This is a genomic window from Anabaena sp. PCC 7938 (assembly GCF_049315035.1).
GTDB lineage: Bacteria > Cyanobacteriota > Cyanobacteriia > Cyanobacteriales > Nostocaceae > Anabaena > Anabaena cylindrica.
Genome location: NZ_CP186034.1, coordinates 2,664,724 through 2,681,413 on the forward strand (window position 1 = coordinate 2,664,724; position 16,690 = coordinate 2,681,413).

At 39.7% G+C, this 16,690-nt stretch carries 12 protein-coding genes; 5 read left to right on the plus strand and 7 right to left on the minus strand.

Features of this window, described 5'->3' with window-relative positions:
- Window positions 1-125: 125 nt before the first annotated feature.
- Both carA and ACOWPH_RS12225 read right to left on the minus strand, forming a co-directional pair.
- A complete protein-coding gene (gene carA, locus ACOWPH_RS12220; RefSeq protein WP_015215658.1) occupies window positions 126-1,283 on the minus strand; it encodes a glutamine-hydrolyzing carbamoyl-phosphate synthase small subunit in 1,158 nt (385 codons plus the stop codon).
- Window positions 1,284-1,418: 135 nt separating this feature from the next.
- The gene (locus ACOWPH_RS12225; RefSeq protein ID WP_015215659.1) at window positions 1,419-1,850 is read right to left on the minus strand and encodes a hypothetical protein; all 432 of its coding nucleotides are present in this window, start codon (window positions 1,848-1,850) and stop codon (window positions 1,419-1,421) included.
- 278 nt (window positions 1,851-2,128) lie between these two features.
- On the opposite strand from ACOWPH_RS12225, the gene cruF reads away from it, so the two are divergent.
- The 3 genes from cruF (at window position 2,129) to ACOWPH_RS12240 (ending at window position 7,528) form a co-directional block, all read left to right on the plus strand.
- Entirely contained in the window at window positions 2,129-3,031 is a 903-nt protein-coding gene (gene cruF, locus ACOWPH_RS12230; RefSeq protein WP_015215660.1) for a gamma-carotene 1'-hydroxylase CruF, read from the plus strand.
- Between the two features lie 384 nt (window positions 3,032-3,415).
- Window positions 3,416-4,591, plus strand: coding sequence for a 2'-O-glycosyltransferase CruG (gene cruG / locus ACOWPH_RS12235; protein ID WP_171815832.1), 1,176 nt, complete (start codon window positions 3,416-3,418; stop codon window positions 4,589-4,591).
- A 141-nt stretch (window positions 4,592-4,732) separates the two neighbouring features.
- On the plus strand, window positions 4,733-7,528 hold the full coding sequence (locus ACOWPH_RS12240) for an ATP-binding protein (protein ID WP_422665725.1): 2,796 nt from the start codon (window positions 4,733-4,735) through the stop codon (window positions 7,526-7,528).
- Window positions 7,529-7,749: 221 nt separating this feature from the next.
- On the opposite strand, the gene rnhA is transcribed toward ACOWPH_RS12240, so the two are convergent.
- A complete protein-coding gene (gene rnhA, locus ACOWPH_RS12245; RefSeq protein WP_015215663.1) occupies window positions 7,750-8,658 on the minus strand; it encodes a ribonuclease HI in 909 nt (302 codons plus the stop codon).
- A gap of 551 nt (window positions 8,659-9,209) precedes the next feature.
- Here rnhA and ACOWPH_RS12250 point away from each other — a divergent pair.
- A complete protein-coding gene (locus ACOWPH_RS12250) occupies window positions 9,210-9,368 on the plus strand; it encodes a helix-turn-helix domain-containing protein (protein ID WP_171815803.1) in 159 nt (52 codons plus the stop codon).
- 494 nt (window positions 9,369-9,862) lie between these two features.
- On the opposite strand, the gene ACOWPH_RS12255 is transcribed toward ACOWPH_RS12250, so the two are convergent.
- The 3 genes from ACOWPH_RS12255 to ACOWPH_RS12265 form a co-directional block, all read right to left on the minus strand.
- Window positions 9,863-10,321 (minus strand): PPC domain-containing protein, encoded by a 459-nt coding sequence (locus tag ACOWPH_RS12255; RefSeq protein ID WP_015215664.1) that lies wholly within the window; start codon window positions 10,319-10,321, stop codon window positions 9,863-9,865.
- A gap of 78 nt (window positions 10,322-10,399) precedes the next feature.
- Entirely contained in the window at window positions 10,400-11,068 is a 669-nt protein-coding gene (locus tag ACOWPH_RS12260; protein ID WP_015215665.1) for a ComF family protein, read from the minus strand.
- Between the two features lie 51 nt (window positions 11,069-11,119).
- Window positions 11,120-11,632 (minus strand): GNAT family N-acetyltransferase, encoded by a 513-nt coding sequence (locus ACOWPH_RS12265; RefSeq protein ID WP_015215666.1) that lies wholly within the window; start codon window positions 11,630-11,632, stop codon window positions 11,120-11,122.
- A gap of 282 nt (window positions 11,633-11,914) precedes the next feature.
- Here ACOWPH_RS12265 and smc point away from each other — a divergent pair, with 282 nt between their 5' ends.
- On the plus strand, window positions 11,915-15,595 hold the full coding sequence (gene smc, locus ACOWPH_RS12270; protein ID WP_015215667.1) for a chromosome segregation protein SMC: 3,681 nt from the start codon (window positions 11,915-11,917) through the stop codon (window positions 15,593-15,595).
- Between the two features lie 14 nt (window positions 15,596-15,609).
- On the opposite strand, the gene ACOWPH_RS12275 is transcribed toward smc, so the two are convergent.
- A complete protein-coding gene (locus tag ACOWPH_RS12275; RefSeq protein ID WP_015215668.1) occupies window positions 15,610-16,431 on the minus strand; it encodes a Uma2 family endonuclease in 822 nt (273 codons plus the stop codon).
- Window positions 16,432-16,690: the final 259 nt, after the last annotated feature.

Here is a 16,690-nt window from a genome sequence, read left to right on the forward strand (position 1 = left end):
CTCCTCGTCCTTTTAACTGAAAGTAAACGCTCAAGTATAGATGGTTTTTGAGTAAGTTGTCTAGGTTGCTAATTCATTACCCATTACCCATTACCAATCTTGCCATTTTTCTATTTTTACTTCATTTAAGCGATCGCAGCTTGTCGTGCTGTTTGCATTTCTAACACAAATTGCTCAAACAAGTAATCTGCATCGTGGGGGCCAGGACTAGCCTCTGGGTGGTACTGTACAGAAAATACAGGTAGAGATTTGTGACGTACCCCTGCAACAGTGCGATCGTTTAAGTTCAGATGACTAACCTCTACCACTGCTGATGGTAATGAATCCGGATCAATAGCAAAACTATGGTTTTGGCTAGTAATTTCTACCTTTTGTTGTAACCCGGCTGGCTGATTCAAACCACGATGCCCAAATTTAAGTTTAAAGGTTTCTGCTCCCAAAGCATGACCTAAAATTTGGTGTCCCATGCAAATACCAAACATGGGTTTTTGGCTTTCTAGCAGTGCTTTAGCGGTAGTAATACCCTCTGTGACTGCGGCTGGATCACCGGGGCCATTGGAGAGAAAAATTCCATCTGGATTGTATTTAAGAATTTCTTCTGGTTGTGTATTGGCTGGAACAACTATCACTCGACAGCCATAACTAGCCAAACGGCGGAGGATATTACGTTTGACACCAAAGTCAAGAGCAACAACAGTAAAGGTTTCACTAATTTTCGCCACATTTTCTGGGTTAAATTCCCAAGCAGCGGTTGTGGCCTCAGACCATTCATAAACTGTTGGGGTAGTGACTTCCTGCACCAGATTTAATCCTGCCATGTTGGGAGCAGCTTGCACTAGTTCTAATAGTTCTGCTTCATCGAGGATAGATGTAGAAATACCACCATTCATCGCCCCAAACATCCGAATTTTGCGGGTGAGGGCGCGGGTATCAATGCCAAAGATGCCTGGGACTTGGTGTTGTTTGAGGTAGTCTGGTAAGGATTGTGTAGAGCGCCAATTACTGGGTTTGTGACAGATGTTGCGAGCGATCGCACCCCGAACATGAGGTTTGGCTGATTCCTCGTCTTCAAGATTAACGCCAGTATTCCCTAATTCAGGGTAGGTAAAAATGACAATTTGACCGCTATAACTAGGGTCGGTCAAAACTTCTTGATATCCAGTCATGCCAGTGTTAAACACCACTTCACCAATTGCGGTTCCCATCGCACCAAAAGACCAACCGCGATATGTGGTGCCATCTGCTAAGACAAGTAAAGCTGGTATTGCATCAGATAAAGACATAAATAATTCGTAATTCGTAATTTGTAATTCGTAATTGGAGATTTAGTAATGGGTAATTATAAGGGTTATTAACCTCCCCATCTCCGACTGTTTATTATCCCATGAGTTCCGATGATTAGACGCTGATAGCAATTATTAAATTAATTTAATTTGGTACAGGAGAGCGCCTACTGCTAAACCTGCTAGTGAAAAAATCGACGTGAACCAGAAAGATAGTCCTTGTTTGAATCCAGCTGCCTGAAAGTCTATTTTGACTAAAATGGTTGCTGAAAGGATAAGTAAAGTATCAAGAAACACTCGAAACCAGGCCAGCATCATAAAAAACAGGAAAGCTGCTAAAACGGTAATACCAAAAGTTCTGACATTGGATCTAAAAAATACGCTGTAATACTCTGCCAGTTTTGACCAAGGAGTTGTCAAGCTAATTAGCAACAACAAGATAGTAACAATCACAATTAACCACACGAACCAAGGAGCTTTTGTTTCAGATATCACCCAGCCTAAGGTACTATAACTCAGTAGTACTAGTGCTAGGGAAAACCAAGGAATTCTTTTTAAGACTGACATAGATTGACCTGAGTTCGGTGTTAGGAGTTCGGTGTTAGGAGTTAAAATTTAAGAGCAAAAGATACGCATATTCGACTCATAATCGTCCCTTCTCCATTTTAATAAATATGTACTCGATTAATAAGCATTTATACTATTTCAAATCAAGATCACTGATGGAGTTTCAATTTTCCCGGATTATTTTGTAAAAATTAGTTAAATTATGATCTTAAACATTTGTAAACTGTTAGCAGTCGAATGGCCGCATATCACATTTTATTAAGGTTAAGGACTGGTTCATGAAAAAACTTGTTATTGTTGAGCGCGTATGCCTGATTGGTCATATCGTGTCTATGGTATTTGGACTAGTAGGGATATTACTAGTTATTCCTAATGCCGAAGTAATTTTGAGCTTATCTGAGGTTGGGCAAACTGTCATGCAGTGGAGCATGGCTGGTGGTGGTGTGGCTTATATGATTTTCGGTGCAGCAGGTGTTTTCTTGTATGCTAACCGGACTTTGGGTTTAGGTCGCACTTTAGGGTTTCTAGTGCCTTCAATCTTAATTTCTTTGACTAGTGAATTACTGGGAACTAGTACAGGATTTCCTTTTGGTCACTACAGCTATCTGAGTGGCTTAGGTTATAAAATTGCGGGTTTAGTACCGTTTACAATTCCTTTGTCCTGGTTTTATGTAGGATGCGTTTCTTACCTATTGGCGCGGGTAGGTTTAGAAGTAGACAAAAAACCCAGCTTATTGCGTCATGTAAGTGCGATCGCAGTGGGCGCTTTATTGCTGACATCTTGGGATTTTGTCCTAGATCCGGCCATGAGTCAAACTACTCTTCCCTTCTGGTATTGGCAACAACCAGGGGCTTTCTTTGGAATGCCTTATCAAAACTTTGCTGGTTGGATGGGTACTGGTGCGCTGTTTATGACAGTAGCGGCGCTGTTGTGGAGAAACAACCCCATCAAATTAGAGCGATCGCAGCTTAATATTCCTTTAGTAGTTTATTTGGCTAACTTTGGTTTTGCTACAGTTATGAGCTTGGCTGCTGGATTCTCCATCCCTGTATTACTAGGATTGGGACTTGGTGTTGCACCAGCCGTAGCACTTTGGTTAAGAGGCCCAGACGCATCCGCATCTATTGGACCAGCAACAAAAGAAGTTTCTGTCGCCAGTGTTAAAGTTGCTTTCAAGTAAGCTAACCAGCGCGTTGAGAACCCTAGTTCAAGGTTTGGCGTTTCTCGTCGCCCGTCCCCATCCCTCTACGAGTAACAGTCGTTATTAGTCAGGGGTGGGACTCTTCACCGAGAAAGCCATTCATCCCCCATTGCCTACGGCACGCGGCTTCGCTCGCCTAAGAAGTTGTAATTATGTATAATTTAAAGCTCAATAGGTCTTGCTGATAGCGTAAGCGTGGCGTAAGCCACATAAACTAAAAACGTGGATAAATAAATATACCTAATTCGTAATTCGTAATTAAAAGAAAGTCCAACTTCATCTATTCTAGACTCATTGAACTAAAAAACCTTGCACCTTGAGGTCGGGTATTGTCAAAATTATAAATTGCAACTACTAAGTAACTTGATCACAGAAAGCGTTATTTCCCTCTTATTACTACTACTTCAAGTACCCGCAACGGCGATTTTACTTTCACGCCTGTTGAAAGGTCCAAGACGACATCCCCCGCTTCAACCAGAACAACCAACACTAGATTTATTAGGGAGTGTAAGCGTTGTTGTGCCTACACTAAACGAGGCACTGCGAATTAGTCCACTGTTAACTGGATTAAGTCAGCAAAGCTACGAAGTCAGAGAAATTATTGTGGTGGATAGCAATTCCCAGGATGGTACTCCCGACTTGGTTAAAGCTAAACAGCAACAAGATCCCCGGTTTCGCCTGATCACAGATGATCCTTTACCCCCTGCTTGGGTGGGTCGTCCTTGGGCGTTACATAACGGCTTTTTGTTTAGCTCTGAGGCCAGTGAGTGGTTTTTGGGAATGGATGCTGATACCCAGCCTGATCCCGGTTTGGTAGCTAGTCTGGTGAAAACAGCCCAAGCGGAGGGCTATGATTTAGTTTCTCTTTCCCCTCAGTTTATTCTCAAATCTCCGGGAGAGTGTTGGTTACAACCAGCTTTATTGATGACCTTGTTGTATAGATTTGACCCTGCTGGTATTCACACTCAACAACCAGAAAGAGTGATGGCAAATGGACAATGTTTTTTGTGTCGTCGCTCAGTTTTAGCATCTGTAAATGGTTATAGCAGTGCTAGGAGTTCTTTTTGTGATGATGTGACTTTGGCACGACATATTGCGGCTCAAGGCTTTAAAGTGGGGTTTTTGGATGGAGCAAAAGTGCTGAAAGTAAGGATGTATGAGGGGGCAATGGAAACTTGGAAGGAATGGGGGCGCAGCCTTGATTTAAAAGATGCTTCTTCCCGCGCTCAGATTTGGGGTGATTTATGGCTATTATTGTCAGTTCAGGGTTTACCTATATTGATTTTATTCGGTTTTCTTCCCCTGCTCCCACTGCCTCTCCTACTCCCCCTGCGCCTTCTATTGGGACTGAATATATTTTTATTAATAATTCGTTTTGCTTTATTATTAGCGATCGCTCCTTCCTATGACCTGCACAATGCCAAAGGAGGTTGGTTATTCTGGTTTTCCCCCTTGGCTGATCCTGTGGCGGTGTTACGAATCTTTTTATCTGCGTTCCGCGTCCCCCAAGAGTGGCGAGGAAGGAAGTACACCAGTTAATCTAGTTGGAGGAAAAGTGAAAGGGAGCAGGGTAACAAGGGTTTTATTCTGCCTACCTACTTAGCAATTTGGCTGAAACATTAAGTATTCGATTTTTGAATTGCACTGTTCTAGCTAGTGCCTGATTTACTTATGTATAAAATGATTTTTGACAGTCACGAAACCCTTTTGGTAGTGATCTCATTTATCATTACCGTGATAGCTTTTTATACAGATGTAAAGTTGGCGGGGAAGGTTACACTGAAATCATCGCTGCGGATCTTCATTGGTTCTGTAGCAATAGGTGCTGGTATTTGGTCAATCAGTGAGCAATCATCAAATTATTGGTTGGGAATTCAAATTAGTATTGCTATCCTACTTATACTAGTTGGGACTTTAGTTACTTTAATATTATATCGACAATATACAGACCAATTAATCCGACAAAAACCATTACAAGAAAGCGAAAAACTTTTTCGCTCACTAATTCGGGAAATGCCTGTAGGTGTATTGCTTTTAGATGCAGAGGGTAAAATAATTTTGAGCAACCACGTTGCTAGAGAACTGCTGTTACTAACAGAGGCAGATTTACAAAATAAAAGTATTTTTGCACTCAATTGGCAAATGCTAGACAAAGATGGTAAACCCTTAACCTCTAAAACTTTACCTATCAGAGAAGCCCTTACCCAACAGCAACCTGTACGTAATTATGTAATTGGTTTATCTCACAATTCTGCAACCAATATACTCTGGTTATTATTAAATATTGATCCACAAATATCTAAACAGAAAAAGTTAGAGCGTTTAGTTTGCACTTTCAGCAATATCACCCCAGAAAAACAAGCTCAAGAAGCATTACAAAAAAGTGCAGAACGAGAAAAAGCATTAGCGATAGCAATTCGCAGAATGCGACAAACATTAGATATCAAAACCATTTTTGCCGCTACCACCTCGGAATTACGGCAAGTTATCCATTGCGATCGCGTTGTTGTTTATGGTTTTAATTCTGACTGGAGTGGAGAATTCATTGCTGAATCTGTAGGTATGGGCTGGATTTCTTTATGGGAAGAACAAAATAATAATGCCCAACTACAGAAAAATGCACTATCAAACGAAAGGTGTGTAGTCAGAGATTTTAATAGTAATAATGAAGATGACGCTAATAAAAATTCCATATTAGTCAAAGATACTTATCTCCAACAAACCCAAGGTGGTATTTATAGCCAAGGAACGAGTTACCGAATTGTAGAAGATATTTATCAAGCAGGATTTGACGATTGTTATATTCAACTTTTAGAGCAATTTCAAGCTAGAGCTTATATTATTGTACCAATTTTTTCTAGCAATAAACTTTGGGGTTTATTGGCAATTTATCAAAATTCTGTTCCCCGACAATGGCAGGAATCCGAAGTCAATATAGTCGTGCAAATTGGCAATCAATTAGGGGTTGCACTGCAACAAGCTGAATTATTAGAACGGACTCAAAAACAATCAATAGCACTGCAACAAGCTCTGTTAGATGCTGATGCTGCGAACCGCGCTAAATCAGAATTCTTGGCGAATATGAGCCATGAATTGAGAACTCCACTAAATGCTATTCTTGGTTTTACACATATATTGAGCCGTGACAATTCTTTATCTACAGAACATCAAGAAGAAATAGGAATTATTAATCGGGCTGGTGAACATTTGCTGACACTAATTAATGACATTCTCGAAATGTCTAAAATTGAGGCAGGTAGAACCATACTCAACGAAAACAGCTTTAATTTAATAGTGTTTATAGAAAATTTACAAAAAATGTTGCAATTAAAAGCCGAATCTAAGGGGTTGCAACTCATCTTTAATTATGATCAATCTCTACCTCTCTATGTGCGTACTGATGAAGGTAAATTGCGGCAAATTTTGCTCAATTTATTAGGAAATGCCATTAAATTTACAACTAACGGTAGTGTTGAGTTGAGAGTCAAAGCTAGATTTTTGAAGCAAAAAGAAAATCTGAAAAATGAAAAATTAGCTAACTCTTACAACATTAGCTTTGAAGTAGAAGATACTGGCCATGGTATTGCAAGCGAAGAAATTAACTCAATATTTGAACCTTTTAAACAAACAGTAAAAGGTATCCAATATCAACAGGGTACAGGATTAGGATTAGCTATTAGTCGCAAATATGTACAGCTAATGGGAGGAGATATTCAAGTTAGCAGTCGTCTCGGTTTGGGCAGTTTATTTCTGTTTGAGATTCCAATTTACGAAGCTAGTGCTAACGAAATTCCCGTCCGCAAACTAAATTGTAAACCTATCTCTTTAGCACCTAATCAACCAGAATACCGCATTTTAATTGCTGATGATGTCAAAGATAGCCGTTTATTATTAGCTAAATTGCTAAGAGGAGTAGGTTTTAGTATTCGTGAATCTGAAAATGGACAAGAGGCAGTTAATGATTGGCAGAATTGGCAACCTCATCTAATTTTTATGGATATGCGAATGCCTGTAATGGATGGTTTTTTAGCTACACAACAAATTAAAGCTACACCACAAGGTCAAGCTACTAAAATTGTGGCTTTAACTGCCAGTGCTTTTGAAGAAAATCGCCAAACTATTTTAGCTTCTGGTTGTGATGATTTTGTTGCTAAACCTTTCCGAGAGGAAATTTTATTAGAGAAGATTAGCCAGCACATAGGAGTGCAATATATATATACAAATGATGAGATTATTGAATCTCATCACCAAGAAAAAGTTTCAGAAGCACAAGTAGTTTTACTTTTATTAAAAATGTCTGGTGAATGGCGGCAGCATTTAAATTTTGCTGCTTCTCAATGTAGTGATGAAAATGTTTTAGAATTAATTACACAAATAACTCCAGAAAATCAGATTTTAGCTACTACTCTGAGGGAATTAGCACTCAATTTTCAATTCAAAAAAATAATGCAATTAACCCAGATTAATAATGAGTAAAATATCTGCTATTAGCTCAATTGCGAAATTTTGGCTGCGATTGCGGTCAGGGTGATCTATTTTCTCAACTTTTAGCGGCTAAATCAGTTTTGGATTTACTTGCTTCTGCATCAAAGTCGTGATTAATTACAGTAGATTGCAGATAAATGAGTTACAGAGTCTAAATTCACAGCCATACATCAAGCCAGTTTCACTTCTGACTCCTAACTCCGGCTATATCTTCAGTCAGCTTCACTTTCTAGTTGATCACCTCGTTCTAATTCCCACAGAATTTGATTACCTTCACGTCGTACCCGTGAAACTATCCAGTTGCGCCAACGCCACTGGTCTCCCCGACTGGTGACGGCACTGGCGTGGACATCCATCAGGTCTGCTAGTTCAGAACTAGTGATTAAGTAGCCTTTTTCAGAAATTTCGTCAGCAATCCGCAGAGTTTCAACCAAGTTGCGAAGTTGTAAAACTCTCATTTCAGAAGGTTTTTCATCGGTTGTAGTTGCAGCTGATGCTGTAGATGGTTCCATAGTGGTTGTGTCTGATGGAAAAGTACTGCTTTCGAGAATGTTTTTGTTAATTTTTGTGGAGTTTATTGCAGAATCAGATCCTTTTATTACATTTAGTTCCTTCGTGTTGGGTAAAGTTTGGTAAACATTTCCAGAGGATAATTGTTGAAGAGATGGGATTTTGCCGCTGGCAAAGGAGCGAGCAATCACATCACAACGTTCGTTACCTATGTTACCAGAATGTCCGCGCACGTGTTGCCATTTTACGAGTCGGCTGTTGAGTTGGTCGAGGGTTTCTAAAAGGTCTTGGTTTTGGACTGGGTTGCCATCTGACTTTTTCCAGCCTTTCTTTTTCCAGCCTGGCATCCATTTGGTAACGGAGTTGATCAGATATTCGCTATCGGTGTAGAGGGTGATGGGTTGAGTTTGTCCAGATGTTTCCAGAAATTCCAAGGCTGCGATCGCTGCTTGCATTTCCATTTTATTATTGGTGGTATGGCTCGATGCATCTCCCATTTCGTGAATTGAGCCATCTTGGAAGTAGACAACGACACCCCAACCTCCAGGTCCAGGGTTGCCGGTGCAAGCACCATCTGTATATATGCTTTGAATTATGGGTTGAGTAGACATGGTAATAATGGAATCGCAAAGAAGATAAAGGAAAGGGTTAGCGACGAATTTGAGTCAATAATATCCAGGCTATTATACTGACAATCACTCCAGTTAGAATGCTGAAGTAAAAGGTGGGGTGATGATATGACGCTTCTCGGTTGAGTGAGACACCTGTGATCGCGTACAGTGCTTAGTAGGAATCCAATACTTATCGGTTAAGCTCAAAAAATGAAACTACGTAGGTTGGTTTGTTCGCTTTCTTCTTTGCGAAGCAATGGAACAAAACCCAACATTTACAGGTATTTATTGGGTTTCACTATCGTTCAATCCAACCTACAAAAACTGATGGTTTACAAAAAATAAAATCAGAAAATATAATATTTTAAAATTATTAAATAATCCTATGTTTTATCCTTTAAAAAATCCGGCATTTTTCAGAAATTTTACTTTTGCATACATATCATAAACAAAAGGAAACCCCAGAAGATTAACTGCTGCTGGCGGTAAGGAAAGAAACATTAATCAGAACAGGTAACGCTGCTGCGTCCAAAATTAGTCACGCTCATATCTTGCTGAAGGCAGATGTAAATAATCCAGATGGGGGATGGAAAGATCAAGCTATCGGCGACGTTTTCAAAATTAGTACCAGAACGATTGAACGTTTCCGGCAGAGGTTTGTGGAAGAAAGTTTAGAGAATGCCCTTGTACCTCATCCAATTAGTTCTTGACAGACTATTAGTTTATTTACTACTTGCTTTATTCGGAAAGTGACAGAAGAGGGATAGGATTGCTATATCTAAAGCAAACAAAAACTCCTGCTTGTTTAGACAATGCAAGAGTTAGTTTTTGTTGCAATTATTTAGTTAAACCGTCATATCTATTGGGATCTTTTTTCTCCTTTTTGTCTTTGGGATCTTTTTTAGGCTTCTTAGCTTCTTTGTTACCTTTTTTTTCCTTAGACATGAATCTTCTCCCAGTAAGTTAATCTGTCAAAGCCTCTACATTCTGCTGTTAAGAAATTAGGGTGTAGCTTACCTAATATTCTTTTCAAACAGAAGGCAAAGTATTAGACACTTATGCAACTAACTACCATTATAGAATGTTATTTAATTTTATGACTGAGTTAGTTAGCTACTACACAAAACGTAGTCAGACGTAATTTGATATAAAACAAAGCTAATTCCTTTCATTACCAAGGAATAAGGACATTTATAAGCCTTTTTTATTTCACTGGTTGCAGTTTTGTCACTTTAAGTTTATATGTACCCACTCCAGTTTCCCCAAAAGAACGGACGCGAACGATGTAGGTTCCTGTTTCGTTGATGCGAGCAAATAAGAGAGAATTGCTAGTACCATCTGGTCCATCATCATTTTCTGACACTGTTGAACCATCAGGTGCTAATAGTGTAATAATGCTGTCAAAGTTTTCTGACGATAAATCAATTGCTAGATTATCACCTTTATTTAACTTCACTGTGTAATCACGAGCAAATCCACCTTGACCTGTGGGAATATCATTGATTGATAAAGTATCAGTAAGTTCTATATTACTATTTAAAGGAATGGGACTATACAAATAATTTTTTTGAGCAAAAGCTGTATTGATGCTAATACCTATAGCTAGTATGGAAGCAGGAGGGATAATAATTTTTTGTAAAGCCGCTGCAAAAACTATACTCATAAATTAAAATAGTGTTGCCAAAAATACAGTGTAATTTCGTTAATTATAGATTTCTCAGACAGGATTTGCCCATCAACTCTAGGTTGATCTATCTTTGATGGTAATGGCAACAGCAGCTAACCCAAGGACAGATATGCCATTTTGATTGAGTGCAGACACAGCAGATTTGGCGGTTGCACCTGTTGTATAAATATCATCTACTAGTAGTACTGGTGCATTTGGATGACGACGAAAATCTGATCCTACAGAAAAAGCATCTGCGAGGTTGTTTTCTCGCTCGAAACCGGAAACGCTAAACTGCGCTTTTGTATCTTTAATTCTTTCTAACCCATTTAATTGTAGCTTTAAACCCGTTGTTTGACAGAATCCTTGAGCTATTAGTGCAGCTTGGTTATAACCTCTTTCTTTGAGTCTTTTGGGATGGAGTGGAATGGGTACAATTACAGGGTTTTGATTTGCTGATGGAGTATGTAATAACCATGCTTCCCCTAAATAATTACCTAAAAGTCTGGCAATTTGGGGTTGATTGTCATATTTCATGGCAGCGATCGCTCTTTTTAACGCACCTCCATAACTACCCAAACTAAATACTGGTAATGGTTGTTGCCATAAATAGTGAGGATTTTTGAGATGACAACTTTGCAGTTGCTTGGTACAATATTGACATAGTTCGCTTTCTGTGCTGCGTTGACATAAGGGGCAATTGGCTTGCAGAAAGAGATTTAGTAAGCTTTTGAATATGGTCATTGTGAAAAGAGAACAGGGAATAGGAAACAGGGTAAATCCTCCTAAATTTATTTATGGGGTTGTATCCTTTTCTTTATTAGTCTGAAGGTATTTAACATAAATGCGATCGCACCTTTGTGTTTCTACTCCTGTGGTAGGGATGTAACCATTATTTTCATACAAAATGACGGCTTCTGTTAAGAAACTGGCGGTTTCTATCCAAATTTGCTGAAATCCACGGGATATGATCGCTGTTTCTAGCGCGTGTAACAAATATTTCCCTAAACCTAAACCGCGCACATTAGGTAAAAGATACATTTTGCGGATTTCTACGGCTTTTTCACCCCGTTTAATAGGATAATATGCCCCTGTACCTACTATTTTATTTTGGTGTTCAATTACCCAAAATTCGCCCCCGGTAGCTAAATAACATTCTTCTATTTGCAATACATCTCTGTCCGCACCGTTAGGTTCCCAACCTAAACCATATTCTGATAGTACAAAACGAATGACTTCTGCGGCTTGTGTGCGATCATCGCTTTCCTGCCAATTACGAATTAAAAAATCTTGGTAATATTGTTTCATGTCTGTTGAGGCTGGTAATGGGTAATTGGTAATCGGTAATTGGGAAAATAATTAGCAAATTAGCTAGAATAAGTTTATTATTAAGTGATTATCCATAACTTATATTTTATATAATAATACTTATTTTAATGAGAATATTAGCCATAAACTATACAACTTGAATACATAATTTACAATTATAGGATACTATAAATCAAAATTCCCTCTTCTCAAGAGTTGCGAATATGCAAATAATTGATACACTTGTTCTTTCAGCCTAGTTACAAGTTGGGCAGCGCCTCTATGGTGTACGTCAAGCGCGTTGAACTTACCAATTTTAAATCCTTCGGCGGTACTACTTCTGTCCCTTTGCTGCCGGGGTGTACTGTCATATCTGGGCCTAATGGTTCGGGTAAATCCAATATTCTCGATGCTTTGCTGTTTTGTTTGGGGCTGGCTAGTTCTAAGGGTATGCGGGCTGAACGTTTGCCGGATTTGGTAAATAATGCTCAAAAGCATAAGGGACGTTCGTCACTTGAAGCTAGTGTGACGGTGACTTTTGATTTGGGGGATGATGTCTCACGCAAAGGCGCAAAGGCGCAAAGTGAAGAGGCAGATGGGCAGGGTGCAGGGGGCAGGGGGGATGAGGAAGTTGGGGAAGTAAGAGAAGAGGAGAATAGTTCCCAGTCCCCAGTCCTCAATCCCCAGTCCCCAGTCCCCAGTCCCCAGTCCCCAAGAGAATGGAGTGTTACTCGACGGTTAAGGGTTACTCCTCAAGGGACTTATACGTCGAATTATTATATCAATGGTGTTGGTTGTACTCTGACGGAGTTGCATGAGCAATTACAGGATTTGCGGGTTTATCCTGAAGGGTATAATGTGGTGTTGCAAGGTGATGTGACTAGCATTATCTCGATGAATGCGCGGGAACGTCGGGAAATTATTGATGAGTTGGCTGGGGTGGCTGCGTATGATCGAAGGATTATCCAAGCTAAGTCAACTTTGGATGAGGTGAAGGAAAAGGAAGATAGTTGTCGAATTATTGAGACTGAATTAACTGTACAACGCGATCGCTTGGCACAAGATAAGGCTAAGGCGGAAAGATATCAAAAGCTAAAAACGGAGTTTGTACAGAAGCAGTCTTGGGAAGCGGTTCTATCTTGGCGTTCTCTGCAAGCACAGCAGGAAAAGTTAACGGCGCAAATTCAAACAGGCGATCGCAATTTTACCGATTTTACTACTCAATTAACAACTGCTAATGCGGAAATTATTCAAAAAACTGCTGAACTTGACGAACTCAATATCCGCGTTAAAGCTTTGGGAGAAGATGAACTTTTATCTGTACAGTCTCACCTCGCTACTCAAGAGGCTGAACGTAAACAACTCCAGCGTCAACAACGAGATTTAGAAACGGCTTTACAAGAATCTGCAAGGCGTTTAATTCAAACTCAGCAAGAAATTCAGCAATATCAGTTGTCTCTCACTCAAGCTGTACAACAACAAAATGTTGAAACTTTGCAGGTGACGAATTTACAACAAGAACGAAATGACGCACAACAAGCTTTAGATTCTTCTCGTCAAGCAGCTGCAGAAATTGCGACTGCTTCGGAAGCGTGGGTACAGCAACAAACGGCATTAAATCGGCAAATTGAGACTTTGTTGCAAACTCTTGAACCCCAACGCACTGAACAAGCACAACTACAAGAACGAAATACTCAGCTACAGCAACTTATTGAGGAACAATCTCAGCTAATTGCTACTTTAGAACCTGAATTGGCTCAAAAACAAGCTGAATGTGCAGGAGTGGAAACAGAATTTCATCGTTCTAGTGAACCTATCCAAAAATTAGCTGAAAATCTCGCTGCTACTGAACAAGAGTTACAAATTCAACAAGAAACCCAAAAGCGTCTTTTGCAAGAACAGCGGGAAAAACAACGTCAATTAGATAAATTAGAAGCACAAACCCAGGCACAACAAGAGGTACAAGGGACACAGGCGAGTAAGGTAATTTTACAGTCAGGAATGCCTGGTTTATGTGGTTTGGTTGTGCAGTTGGGAACGGTAGATCCTCGTTATCAGTTGGCGTTAGAAATCTCTGCTGGTGGACGTTTGGGGCATATTGTAGTGGAAGATGATAGCATTGCTTCGGCAGGTATTGAACTCCTCAAACAAAAACGCGCCGGTAGAGCAACTTTTTTACCTTTGAATAAAATTAAAACATCGAAAGCTATTCAAGATGCAACTTTGCGTTATGCTGATGGCTTTGTTAATTATGCTGCTGATTTGGTGGAGTGCGATCGCCGTTATCGAGATGTGTTTAACTATGTTTTTGGTAATACGGTAGTTTTTGCCAGTCTCCCACAAGCGCGAAAACAGCTAGGTTTATATCGCATTGTCACTTTACAAGGGGAATTGTTAGAAACTAGCGGGGCGATGACTGGGGGAAGTAATACTCAGCGTTCAGCTTTGCGTTTTGGTACGGGAGAACCTTCTGAATCTGAAGAAGTAGTAAATTTAAGAACTCGCTTGGTAGATATTGAACGCGTTTTAGAACGTTGTGGAGAAGCGATCGCTAATTTAGCCAGTCGGACTAAACTTCTGACGCTAGAACTGACGGAAACTCGCCAAGCAAGACGGGAACAGCAGTTAAAGTTGGAACAGTTGCAGAAAGATGTGAAGGCTTTGACAGCGCAATTAGAAGCTACACGCGCTCAACTTGCCCAAAATACTGAAAAATTCACCACTGCACAATCTCGTTTGCAAGTTTTAGATCGGGAATTACCGGGACAAGAATCTCAACTGCAAGAATTAAGACATACATTGTCTGAGTTGGAATCTTCCCAAACCCCTAGCGAATGGCAACAAATCCAAGTAATCATTAAAACCCAAGAGCAACAATTACAACAAAAGGAAACTGCTTTAAGGGATTTACAACAACAATTAAAAAATCTCGAAAATCAACAACAGCGATTACAAGAAAAAATCCAAGAAGCAGAAACGCGGGTTTTAGAATATCAGCAAGAACAGTCAACTTTTAACAGTCAACAGTCAACAGTCAACAGTCAACTAGTAGAACTGAATAATCAAATTAGTGCAATTCAAGTTAGTTTGAAGAAAATGGAGGAAAACTTAGGAGAAGAGAAGAAGAAAAGGGATATTACAGAAACCGAAGTGCGATCGCTTTTATTGCGTCAACAACAACTACAATGGGAAATTGAAAAACTCCAAGAAACCCAGGAAAAACGCCGGGAAGAACTAACAGCACTGCAAACCCAATTGCGAGAATTAGGTGCAGAATTACCAAGTCCTGTTCCAGAAGTTCCGAATCAAGTCGATTTAGAAGAACTACAAAAAGAATTGCGAAGTTTATCCAAACGCTTACAGGCGATGGAACCTGTGAATATGTTAGCGTTAGAAGACCATGAAAAAGTCCAAAGCCGTCTCCAAGAACTCACAGATAAACTGCAAACATTAGAAGCAGAACGCACAGAATTACTTTTACGAATTGAAAACTTTACCACCTTACGCCAAATTGCCTTCAAAGAAGCTTTCGACGCAGTAAACGAAAACTTCCAAACTATTTTTGCCACCCTTTCCGACGGTGACGGCTACCTACAACTTGATAATACAGAAGATCCCTTTAACAGTGGTTTAAACCTAGTTGCACACCCCAAAGGTAAACCTGTACAAAGATTGGCTTCTATGTCTGGAGGAGAGAAATCTTTAACAGCATTAAGTTTTATCTTTTCCCTACAACGCTATCGTCCATCTCCATTTTACGCCTTTGACGAAGTAGATATGTTTTTAGATGGTGCAAACGTCGAACGATTAGCCAAAATGATTAAACAACAAGCAGAACAAGCCCAATTCATTGTTGTGAGTTTGCGCCGTCCGATGATAGAATCAGCGCAACGCACAATCGGTGTAACTCAAGCTAGAGGCGCATATACTCAAGTTTTGGGGATTAAGTTAAGTGACAGATGATATGGCTAAAAATGCTATAAATTAACCCCTTTTTCTGCTAGTAACTGTCTTAATTTAGCTAATTCTGCTTCGGCTAAATCTGCGCGGTGTTTTTCCTGTTCTGCGCGGTGTTTTTCCTGTTCTGCGCGGTGTTTTTCCTGTTCTGCGCGGTGTTTTTCCTGTTCTGCAAGTTGTTTTTCTTGTTCTACTGGTGTAGGCAACCAGTTATTATCTCGATCATACCAACGTAGCCACAATCTGGTTAATCCTTGATATTCTCCATGCCATAATCCTAAACCCAATTCTGCTTCTTCTAACCATACTCCTAGTCCATTGATGGGCAAAGGTTGATAACGACTCATTACCAACCCGAAACAATTAAACTCATCTCTATAACGGTTATAAACAAAATAATAAGGGATTCTCAGGATTTGTTCATAAACAGACCATTTATTAGGAGGTTGATTAACTTCCCTTAAACTTCTCCCTAAATCTTCCGCTTCTGTACCTGGTGATACCAATTCTATAGCGACAAAAGGATTTACTCCCTCCTGCCAAGTAACGTAACTTAATCGGAGTTCTGTTTCTTGATAAAATCGAGATACCCCCAATACTGCAAACCAATCTGGGCGTTTATACCATTGGGTATGGCGGGAATCATAATATAAGTTTAAATCACTACCTGTAAATACATTATCTTCAGTATAGTTGGGCGGACGAAATGTACTGCGTAGTAATTCTGGTTGTAATAGGTGAAATTCATCTGGCAATCCTGGTTCCTCCTGATTTTCACTAGGTAAATCATACATAGTTGGCAATACTTCTTGAGGAGATAATGGTGGATCTATTTGATACATGATTGATTAGCTCCTTGCCTTAGCGTCGCTGATTGAAGATATTGTGATTTAAGAATTATCTTCAGATACGTGAAACTTGAATATATGTGGATATGCTCAGATGTAGTGTGCCGTTTCTATCTCTAAGAATAAAATGTCCACAATTTGTGCATTTAAACTTATTATAAGCACCTAGCTTAACATAGACGTGACCAAAGCTCACATCTTGCACTAAAATCATGAGATAACAGGCACAGTTTATAGTTGTGAGTTTGCGTCG